Raw genomic sequence first — 10458 nt, forward strand, 5'->3', positions numbered from 1 at the left:
ATACGACGACGCCGGCACGGGGCCGGCGTCGTCGGGTGCCTCAGGCTCGCGGCAGAATCAGTCCTGTGCGGCGTCCTCGCTGCTGGCCGCAGCCGGGGCGCTGTCGGTCGTGGCCGGGGCGGCGACTGCCACCTCGTCCTCGTCCTCGTCGATCGAGGCATCCATGCGCTCCACCGCCTGCAGCTTCTCGTCCTTGGACAGGCGAATCAGGGTCACGCCCTGGGTGTTGCGGCCGACGCGGCTGATTTCCGAGCCACGCGTACGCACCAGCGTACCGCCGTCGGAGATCAGCAGGACTTCGTCGCGGGAGCCCATCAGCACTGCGGCGACCAGCTTGCCATTGCGCTCGGTGGTCTGGATGCCGATCACGCCCTGCGTGCCACGGCCCTTGCGCGGGTAATCCGGCAGCGGGGTGCGCTTGCCGTAGCCGTTCTCGGTGGCGGTGAGGATGTACTGCACGCTGGCGTCGTCGGCACTATCGATCACCGCATCACCCGTGGTGGCGGCTTCCTCGACACCGTTATCGTCCTCGTTCTCGTCCTCGATGCCACCGGCACTTTCGGCCACGATCAGGCTGACCACTTCCTCGCCGGCCGGCATCCTGATGCCACGCACGCCGGTTGCGGTACGGCCCATCGAGCGGACTTTGTCCTCGCCGAAGCGCACGGTCTTGCCGTTGGAGGCGAACAGCAGGATGTCGCGCTGGCCGTCGGTCAGGCCGACGCCGACCAGCGCATCGCCCTCATCGAGGTTGATCGCGATCTTGCCGCGGGCCAGACGGAAGGCGAACTCGCCCAGCGGGGTCTTCTTGACCGTACCGTTCTTCGTGGCGAAGAACACGAACTGGCCATCGGCGTACTCGCGCACCGGCAGCACGGCCTGCACGCGTTCGCCCGGTTCCAGCGGAATCCAGTTGATGATCGGACGGCCGCGGGCGTTGGAACCCGCTTCCGGCAGCTGGTAGACCGGCAGCCAGAACACCTTGCCCGAGCTGGTGAAGGTCAGCAGCGTGTCGTGCGTGTTGACCAGCCACAGCTGTTCGATGAAATCCTCTTCCTTGGTCGCCGCCGCACTGCGGCCACGCCCACCGCGGCGCTGTGCGCGGTACACGCTCACCGGCTGCCGCTTCACGTAACCGGCATGCGACACGGTGACCACCACGTCTTCCGGTGCGATCAGGTCGAGGATGTCCAGGTCTTCTTCGCTGTGGCGGATTTCGGTGCGACGTTCGTCGCCGAACTCGGCCTTGACGTTGACCAGCTCCTCGCGGATCACCTGCAGCAGGCGGTCGGGATCTTCCAGGATGTGGATCAGCCCGGCGATCACTTCCAGCAGCTGCTTGTACTCGTCGGTCAGGCGGTCCTGCTCCAGCCCGGTCAGGCGGTGCAGGCGCATTTCCAGGATCTGGGTGGCCTGGATCTCGGTCAGCTGGTAGCCGCCCTCGATCAGGCCCACGCCCTTGGGCAGGTCTTCCGGGCGCGAGGCTTCGGCACCGGCGGCACCCAGCATCGCACCGACCAGGCCCGGCTCCCACACGCGCGCCAGCATGCGCTCGCGTGCTTCGTTCGGGTTCGGCGAGGTCTTGATCAGTTCGATCATCTCGTCGATGTTGGCCAGCGCGACGGTCAGGCCTTCCAGCACATGGGCGCGGGCGCGCGCCTTGCGCAGCTCGAACACGGTGCGGCGGGTGACCACTTCGCGACGGTGGCGGACGAACGCCTCCAGCATCTGCTTCAGATTCATCAACTGCGGGCGGCCGTCGACCAGCGCCACCATGTTGATGCCGAACACCGATTCCATCTGCGTCTGCTGGTACAGGTTGTTCAGCACAACCTCGGCAGATTCGCCGCGCTTGATCTCGATGTAGATGCGCATGCCGTCCTTGTCGGACTCATCGCGCAGCTCGCTGATGCCTTCGATCTTCTTTTCCTTGACCAGCTCGGCGATCTTTTCGATCAGACGCGCCTTGTTCACCTGGTAAGGAATTTCAGTGACGATGATCGATTCGCGGCCATTGTCGGCCACTTCGATATCGGCCTTGGCACGGATACGCACGCGGCCACGGCCGGTGCGGTAGCCAGCGACGATGCCGGCGGTGCCGTTGATGATGCCGGCAGTCGGGAAATCAGGGCCCGGGATGTACTCCATCAGGCCGTCGACGTCGATCTCCGGGTTGTCGATCAGCGCAATGCAGGCGTTGATCGATTCACTCAGGTTGTGCGGCGGGATGTTGGTCGCCATGCCCACCGCGATACCGGCCGAGCCGTTGACCAGCAGGTTCGGGAACCGGGTCGGCATGACCGTCGGCTCCAGTTCCTTTTCGTCGTAGTTGGGCTGGAAGTCGACGGTTTCCTTGTCGATGTCGGCCATCAGCTCGTGCGCGAGGCGCGACATGCGCGCTTCGGTGTATCGCATGGCCGCGGCGGAGTCGCCATCGATGGAGCCGAAGTTACCCTGGCCATCGACCAGCATGTAGCGCAGCGAGAACGGCTGCGCCAGGCGCACCAGCGTGTCGTACACCGACTGGTCGCCATGCGGGTGGTACTTACCGATGACGTCACCGACGATACGCGCCGACTTGAAGTAGGGCTTGTTGCTGTGTGCGTTGAGCTCGTTCATCGCATACAGCACGCGGCGATGCACCGGCTTGAGGCCGTCGCGCGCATCCGGCAGCGCGCGGCCCACGATCACGCTCATGGCGTAATCGAGGTAGCTCTTGCGCATCTCGTCTTCCAGGTTGACCTGGATGATTTCCTTGGCGGTTTCTGCCATTCGGGTTCCGTTGTCTGGTAGCGGTCCAGTCCGGCGCATTCGCCCGTGGGCGGTCGCGCCGGAACCTCGATTCAACCTGTGGATACTACCACAACAGGCCGTTTTCCGCCTCCCTTTACGGGGATTTTACCGGCACAAATCAGGAACTTAGGGGTCCAACCGATCCTGTAGAGCCGAGCCCATGCTCGGCTCGACCGGCAATCCGCCGCAGCCGAGCGTGGGCTCGGCTCTACAGACATCCGCAACCCTGCCCGCCTCAACCGCCGAAGGCGGCGCGCATGTTCTCGGCGGTCGGGTTCAGGATCACCCCGCGCTCGGTCACGATGGCGTCGATCAGCTCGCCCGGGGTGACATCGAACACCGGGTTCCAGGCGGCAATGCCTTCGGCCACGGTGCGGGCACCGCCCACGCCATACAGCTCACCCGGGTCGCGCTGCTCGATCTCGATCTGGCTGCCGTCAACGGTCTCCATGTCCACGGTCGAGGACGGCGCCACCACCATGAACTTCACGCCGTGGTGGCGTGCGGCAATGGCCAGTTGGTAGGTGCCGATCTTGTTGGCGGTATCACCATTGGCGCAGATGCGGTCTGCGCCCACGATCACCCACTGCACGGCACCGGTCTTCATCAGGTGCGAGGCCGCCGAGTCGGCGATCAGGGTGGCATCGATACCGTCCTGCTGCAGCTCCCACACGGTCAGGCGTGCACCCTGCAGCCACGGCCGGGTCTCGCCGGCGAACACGCGCGCGATGCGGTGCTGGGCCATGCCGGCGCGAATGACGCCCAGCGCGGTACCGAAGCCGGCGGTGGCCAGCGAGCCGGTATTGCAGTGGGTCAGCACACCGCTGCCAGCCTCGATCAGGCCAGCGCCCAGTGCGCCCATGTGGCGGTTGGCCGCCAGGTCTTCCTCTGCGATCGCCTGCGCTTCGGACTCCAGCAACGCCTTCCAGTCGGCGCCGGCAGCGTTCAGGCAACGGCGCATCCGTGCCAGCGCCCAGGCCAGATTGACCGCAGTAGGGCGCGATGCGTTCAGGCGCTGCAGTGCCGGCTCCAGCTGCTGCAACGCGTGCGCACCGTCTGCGGCCTGCACCTCGCGCGCAGCCAGCACCACGCCCCAGGCGGCGGCAATGCCGATCGCCGGCGCGCCACGCACGGTCAGTGCGTGGATGGCGCTGGCAACCTCGTCACTGTCATGGCAGACCACGTGCTCGACCACGAACGGCAGCTTGCGCTGGTCCAGCAGTTGCAAGGCATCGCCGGTCCACAGGATCGGGCGGATGTGGTCGTAACGGGCGTAGTCGATGTCGGAGGCAGTGTTCATGGGCCCATTGTAGGGCCACGCCCCGCGCGGTTGGAGCCTGCCCCGGCTCAATTCACCGAGAATTCGGCGCGGCAGCCGCCATCCACCCAGATCCCGTTGCGGTTCCAGCCCCAGGTGCTGCCTTCCTCGCAGGGCGTGCTGGACAGCTGCTCGGAGACCACAGCACCCGCCGAGATGCTCGCGCCGCAGAAGCGGCGCTTCTTCGACTTCGATTCGCAGGTCAGGCGGCGCGGCACATCGACGAAGCGGCCATCCTCGTCGGCCACCTCGAAATCGCCCTGGCAGCCACGGCTGGTCCAGACTTCATTGCGCTTGTAGCCCCATCCCTGGCCTTCCCGGCACGGCAGCACCGACAACTGGCGAAGCAGGCGCACCGGCGCGCCATCCAGGCGTACCGGGCAACTCTGCGGACGGCCATTGGATTCGCAGCGCACCACGCGGCGCACCAGGCGCTTGCCTTCCGTTGCCGCAGGTGCCGCACCCTGCGCACGGCGCGCCCGGAATTCGGCGCGGCAGCCAAGGGTGACCCACACGCCGCTGCGGTCGGTGCCCCACTCGCTGCCGCGGATGCAGCTGTTGCTCGACAGCTGGCGCACCAGATCGACGCCGTTGGCCACATCGATGTCGCAGTGCACCCAGCCCATGTCGCGGGACTCGCAGGTCACCACTTCATCGTCGTAGCCCACCTGCTGGGCCGACGCCGGCGACGGCAGCCAGGCACCCCAGAGCGCAATGGAGTACATCGGTGCAGCGACAACCGCAAACCACTTGACCAAAGCCTTCCCCAGCAGGAATGGATGAACTGCATGCCAGTGTCCGGCATTGGCCGTGATAAGAGCATCATCCTGCTTACCGACGCAAGCGCACAGAGCCCGCGTTTCGTTCAGCCTGCGATGTTCAGCAACACGCGGGCGTCACGCGTGGGCAAAGTCGTAGGCCAGCACATCGGCAATGCGTGGCGTGCGGTTCATCGCCATCAGCAGGCGATCGACACCCACCGCCACGCCGGCACAGGCCGGCAACGCTGGCAACGCCGCCAGCAGCGCCTCATCCAGTGGCGGCTGCACCTGCCCGCGTTCGTGGCGGCGCTGCTGGTCGCGCCGGAAGCGGGCGCGCTGCTCGTCGGCGTCGTTCAGTTCGTGATAGCCGTTGGCCAGCTCCACTGCACCCAGGTAGAGCTCGAAACGCTCGGCCAGCGGCGGCGTGCCGGCGCGGATGCGTGCCAGCGCGGCCTGGCTGGCTGGCCAGTCATGCACTACGGTCATCACCGCGTCGTCGAAATGCGGCTGGATACGATGGGTCATCAGCAGGTCGAGCCAGTCATCACGGGTCAATCCGACCGGGTCAATGTGCACCTCGCCCAACGCGGCACGCAGCGTGGACTCATCCGCCTCGAACGGATCCACGCCAAGGTGCTGCTGGAACAGCTCACGGTAACTCAGCACGTGCAGCGTTGCACGGCGTCCGACCAGGGCCAGCGCCTGTCCGATCAGCTCGGCGGTCTCCTGTACCAACCGATGGTGGTCCCAGCCGACCCGATACCACTCCAGCATGGTGAATTCGGGGTTGTGGCGGCCGCCGGCCTCACCGTTGCGGAATACCCGACCCAGCTCGTAGCAGTCGCCCACACCGGCCGCCAGCAGGCGCTTGAGCGGATACTCCGGCGAAGTGCGCAGCCAGCGACGACGGCCACCGGCATCGACATGGCCGGTGAAATCGGTGTGGAAGCTGTCGATGTTCGGCTCGGTGTTGCCTGCCACCGACAGGATCGGCGTTTCCACCTCCAGCACATCGCGCTCGGCGAAGAAGCGGCGCACCAGCGCATTGAGCTCGGCACGCTGCTGCAGCGCGCGCAGCAGGGCCTCGCTCACAGGATGCCCTCCGGGCGCGGATGGTCGAGCGGCAGGGTCAGCAGATCGCGCGTATCGTCGATGTAGCCGCTGGCCAGGTACAGGCGGCGTGCCAGTTCGTTGTGGTGGTTCACTTCCAGGCGAAGGCGACTGACGCCACGACCGCGAGCGCGCTGTTCGCAGATGGCCAGCGCCTGCTTGCCGCGGCCACGACCGCGCGCACGATGGCTCAGGTACAGCTCGTCCAGCAGCATGAAGTGGCCGCCCTGCTCCAGGCTGAAGCCCATCGCGATCACCGCATAGCCGACTACCTCGCCCGCCTCGTCCATCCACAACAGCACTTCGCCATTGCGCGGATCGGCCAGCAGCGCGTCCACGCCGCGACGCACGCGCGCCTCATCGAAGTCGATCCTGTCTTCGGCGTAGAACTCGCGCATCAGCGCGATCAACAGCTCCTCGTCGGCACGGGTGGCCAGGCGGAAATCCAGCGGGGCGGTCTGCATCGGTGTTCCTTTGTGTTTCATGCCGGGCGCGGGGACACCCGGCGGGATCGTCACTCGTGTTCGGCCAGATAGGCCAGCAGGCGGTCTTCGTCCCACACCGGCACGCCCAGCGACTGCGCCTTGTCCAGCTTGGAACCCGCTTCGGTACCGGCGACCACGAAGCTGGTCTTCTTCGAGACACTGCCGGAGACCTTTGCACCGAGGCCCTCCAGGCGCTCCTTGGCGGCATCGCGGGTGAGCTGGGCCAGGGTGCCGGTCAGCACCACGGTCTGCCCATCCAGCGGGCCGGCCACGATCTCGGCCAGCGCCGGTGCCTTGGCCAGGATCTGCTGCATCGCCTTCTCGGCTGCCAGCAGCATCGCGCCATGGCCCTCGCTGTCCAGCCACTGGGCCAGGCCACGCGCGGTGTCGTCCGGCAATCCGGCGTTGACGAACTGCCCATGCTCGGCGTCGAGCACCGCCTGGGCACCGGGCAACGCAGCCACCAGTCTCTCCGCGCGCAGGCGGGTGATGCCGGGAATCTCTGATTCGACCAACAGCTGCGCCAGGTCCAGCCCCTCGCGCAGCCTGGCGCTGGGCGCGTGCACATCGCTGATGCGGACCTGGCCGACCTGCAGCAGGTCATCGATGGCCTGCTGGTTGCCCTGCTGTTCGAAGAAGTGGCCGAGCGACCGCGCCACTTCGCCACCGATGTCCGGCACGCGCTTGAACAATGGCCACGGCAGGTGGCGGATCAGTTCCAGGTCACCGAACCACTGCGCCAGCGCCTTGGCCGTGCTTTCGCCCACGTGCTCGATGCCCAGCGCGAACAGCAGCCGTTCCAGCGTGGCGGCACGACTGGCGTCGATGGCCGCGATCAGGTTGTCGGCCCACTTGGTCGCGATCTTCTTCGTGTTCCATTCGAAGCGGGCCGGCTGCGCCAGCGCCTGCGCGCGCCAGCCCGGATCGTTGCCGTCCAGCCTGAGCACCGCATTGAGCACCGCGCCACTGCCTTCAGCCGGCAGGTGCAGCTTCAGTGCGGCGGCCAGCGCCGAGGGATCTTCAGCGTCCAGCACCAGCTTCAGGTGCAGCAGCTGGTCACGACTGAGCCTGTACAGGTCGGCCACGCTCTTGACGATGCCAGCGTCGACCAGGGTTTCAATGTACTTGTCGCCCAGGCCGTCGATGTCCATCGCGCGGCGCGAAGCGAAATGGGCAATGGCTTCCTTGCGCTGCGCCGGGCAGGACAGTTCGCCCGAGCAGCGCCATGCGGCCGCCCCTTCCTCGCGCACGATCTCCGAGCCGCACACCGGGCAGCGCTTCGGCATCTGCCAGGGCGTGGTGCCCTGCGGGCGGCGATCGAGGATGACGCTGACCACTTCCGGGATCACGTCGCCGGCACGGCGCACGATCACGCTGTCGCCGACGCGCACGTCGAGGCGTGCGATCTGGTCGGCGTTGTGCAGCGTGGCGTTGGACACGATCACGCCGGCCACGGCCACCGGTGCCAGCCGCGCGACCGGTGTGGCCGCACCGGTGCGGCCGATCTGGATCTCGATCGCCTCCACCGTGGTGCTCTGTTCCTGTGCCGGGAACTTGTGCGCGATGGCCCAGCGCGGCGCACGCGAGACAAAGCCCATCGCCTGCTGGCCGGCACGGTCATCGAGCTTGTAGACGACGCCATCGATATCGAACGGCAGGCCGTCGCGGCGCTCGCCGATATCGCGGTAGTAGCCGAGCAGGCCGTCGGTGCCTTCCACCACCTTGCACAGCGCGCTGACCGGGAAACCCCAGGCGCCGAGCTGCGCCAGCGTGCCCGAATGGGTATCGGGCAGCTCGCCGCCCTGCACTTCACCGGTACCGTAGGCAAAGAAGCTCAACCTGCGCTGCGCACTGATCTTCGGGTCGAGCTGGCGCAGCGACCCGGCCGCCGCATTGCGCGGGTTGGCCAGCACCTTGCCGCCGTGCAGGCGCGCACGTTCGTTGTACGCCTCGAAATCGGCACGCGCCATGTAGACTTCGCCGCGCACCTCCAGCACGTCCGGCCAGTCCTTGCCGTGCAGCCGCTTGGGAACATCGCCGATCTCGCGCAGGTTGGCGGTCACGTCCTCGCCGGTGCTGCCATCGCCGCGGGTCGCGCCGAGCACGAAATGACCATCCTCATAGCGCAGGCTGATCGCCAGGCCGTCCATCTTCGGCTCGGCCGAAAACTGCAGGCTGCGGCGGCCCAGGCGTTCATCGATGCGGCGCACGAAATCCGCCACTTCCTCATCGCTGAAGGCGTTGGACAGCGACAACATCGGCACCGCATGGCGGACTTCGGGGAAACGGCCGGAGGGACGCGCGCCGACCTGCTGGGTCGGACTGTCGGCCCGGGCCAGTTCCGGATGTTCGCGCTCCAGCGCTTCCAGCTCGCGCACCATCCGGTCGTAGTCGATGTCGGGGATCTCCGGGGCGTCCAGCTCATGATAGGCGCGGTTGGCCTGGGCGATCTGCCGGCGGAGATCTTCGGCGCGTTCGGCGGGGCTGGAGCTCATCGGAATCCGGTGGTTCTGGGATGGCCGGGGATTCTACCGCGCCCGGCCGTCAGGCCCTGTAATGCCCCCCCTTCGCAGCGCCGAGCCATGCTCGACGGGCGCCCCGCTGCTCTGGTGGATGCCAACCATCTCCCCGCCCCGGCAGGTGCCCAACCTTGGTTGGCACACCTGCAGCCGACCATGGCTCGGCACTACAAAAAGCGGGCTTGCCGCCCACCGCAACCAGCGCTAGCGTGCGAAGGCTACTCCTCGGAATCCCACCCGTGACCCTGCCTGCTTCCCGTAGACGCTTCCTGCAACTGGCCGGTGCCGGCCTCGCCGTCGCTGGCAGCGGACTGCCGCGGCTTGGCCAGGCCCAACCTGCGGCCGCCGTCGCCCCGGCCCCTGCCGAAGGCGTGGTACTGCTGAACTTCAACGAGTGCCCCTACGGCCCCTCGCCGGCGGCCCAGCAGGCCGCGCGCGACAGTATCGCCAGTTGCGGCCGCTACCGCTTCGCCCTGGCCGCACAGGTGCGCGATGCCTTCATCGAGCAGGCACGTATTCCGGCCGACCACGTGCGCCTCTATCCCGGCTCAAGCGAGCCGTTGAACCGGGCCGCCACGGTGTGGACCGGGCCGCAGGCGGGATTGGTGGTGGCCGACCCGACCTTCGAGACGCTGGGCGAGGTCGCCGCTGCTCGCGGCGCCCATGTGCAGAAGGTGCCGCTGCGCGACGACGGCGCGCATGACCTGCGTGCGATGGTCGCCGCCGCGCAAGCGCGCCCGACCGGGCTGGTGTATGTGTGCAATCCGAACAACCCGACCGGTTCGATCAGCCCACCGGATGAGCTCGCCTGGCTGCTGGCCCACAAGCCCGCATCGACCCGCGTGCTGGTCGACGAGGCCTACCTGCAGTACAGCGAGCAGCCGAGCCTGATCGCGCAGGTAGCGCAGCGCGATGACCTGATCGTGCTGCGCACGTTCTCCAAGCTGTACGGCATGGCCGGCCTGCGCCTGGGCGTGGCGGCCGCACATCCCGACCGCCTGCGCGAACTGGCCAGCCTGGGCGACAACCCACTGCCCGTGCCAGCACTGGCCGCAGCACTGGCCAGCCTGCAGGATCCCCAGTTGATCGCGCAGCGGCGCCTGCAGAATGCCCAGGTGCGGCAGGCCACCATCGCGTGGCTGGGCAAGCGTGGTTTCAGCTGCGTCCCGTCGGAAGCGAACTGCTTCGTGGTGGATGTGCAGCGCGACGGTGCCGCCTTTGCCAAGGCGATGGCAGACAACGGCGTGATCATTGGCCGCAGCTGGCCGATCTGGCCACAGCGCGTGCGCGTGACCGTCGGCACCGAAGACGAAATGGCCGCATTCCGCCGTGCGTTCGCCAAGGTGGCCGGCGTACCGGCCTGACCCCGTTGGTGGGGGCGAACTTGGTTCGCCCCATCCACGCATGGCGTGGATCTGCTGTTGTGGATGCCGACCATTGGTCGGGGTGGGTGCCGACCGTTGGTCGGCACG

Annotated in this window: 7 protein-coding genes; 1 reads left to right on the forward strand and 6 read right to left on the reverse strand. The window is 67.4% G+C overall.

Annotated elements, in window-relative coordinates; translation table 11 throughout:
* Positions 1-57: 57 nt before the first annotated feature.
* The 6 genes from gyrA to ligA form a co-directional block, all read right to left on the reverse strand.
* A complete protein-coding gene (gene gyrA, locus HMPREF3114_RS03450) occupies positions 58-2772 on the reverse strand; it encodes a DNA gyrase subunit A (protein WP_053497326.1) in 2715 nt (904 codons plus the stop codon).
* A 256-nt stretch (positions 2773-3028) separates the two neighbouring features.
* Positions 3029-4093 carry an S-methyl-5-thioribose-1-phosphate isomerase gene (gene mtnA, locus HMPREF3114_RS03455; protein WP_053497328.1) on the reverse strand — a complete coding sequence of 355 codons (1065 nt, stop codon included), beginning with the start codon at positions 4091-4093 and terminating at the stop codon, positions 3029-3031.
* A 47-nt stretch (positions 4094-4140) separates the two neighbouring features.
* The gene (locus tag HMPREF3114_RS03460) at positions 4141-4869 is read right to left on the reverse strand and encodes a DUF3011 domain-containing protein (RefSeq protein WP_070489068.1); all 729 of its coding nucleotides are present in this window, start codon (positions 4867-4869) and stop codon (positions 4141-4143) included.
* A gap of 138 nt (positions 4870-5007) precedes the next feature.
* Positions 5008-5964: an EF-P lysine aminoacylase EpmA gene (epmA, locus tag HMPREF3114_RS03465; protein WP_070489070.1), complete on the reverse strand. Its 957-nt coding sequence runs from the start codon at positions 5962-5964 to the stop codon at positions 5008-5010.
* Complete coding sequence (locus HMPREF3114_RS03470; RefSeq protein ID WP_070489073.1) at positions 5961-6446, reverse strand: GNAT family N-acetyltransferase; 486 nt, start codon at positions 6444-6446, stop codon at positions 5961-5963. The genes epmA and HMPREF3114_RS03470 overlap by 4 nt, the downstream gene beginning before the upstream one ends.
* Before the next feature lie 50 nt (positions 6447-6496).
* Positions 6497-8962 carry an NAD-dependent DNA ligase LigA gene (gene ligA / locus HMPREF3114_RS03475; RefSeq protein ID WP_070489076.1) on the reverse strand — a complete coding sequence of 822 codons (2466 nt, stop codon included), beginning with the start codon at positions 8960-8962 and terminating at the stop codon, positions 6497-6499.
* A gap of 263 nt (positions 8963-9225) precedes the next feature.
* Here ligA and HMPREF3114_RS03480 point away from each other — a divergent pair, with 263 nt between their 5' ends.
* Positions 9226-10350 carry a pyridoxal phosphate-dependent aminotransferase gene (locus HMPREF3114_RS03480; RefSeq protein ID WP_065178621.1) on the forward strand — a complete coding sequence of 375 codons (1125 nt, stop codon included), beginning with the start codon at positions 9226-9228 and terminating at the stop codon, positions 10348-10350.
* Positions 10351-10458: the final 108 nt, after the last annotated feature.

This window comes from Stenotrophomonas sp. HMSC10F07, assembly GCF_001807895.1.
GTDB classification, from domain to species: Bacteria; Pseudomonadota; Gammaproteobacteria; order Xanthomonadales; family Xanthomonadaceae; genus Stenotrophomonas; species Stenotrophomonas sepilia.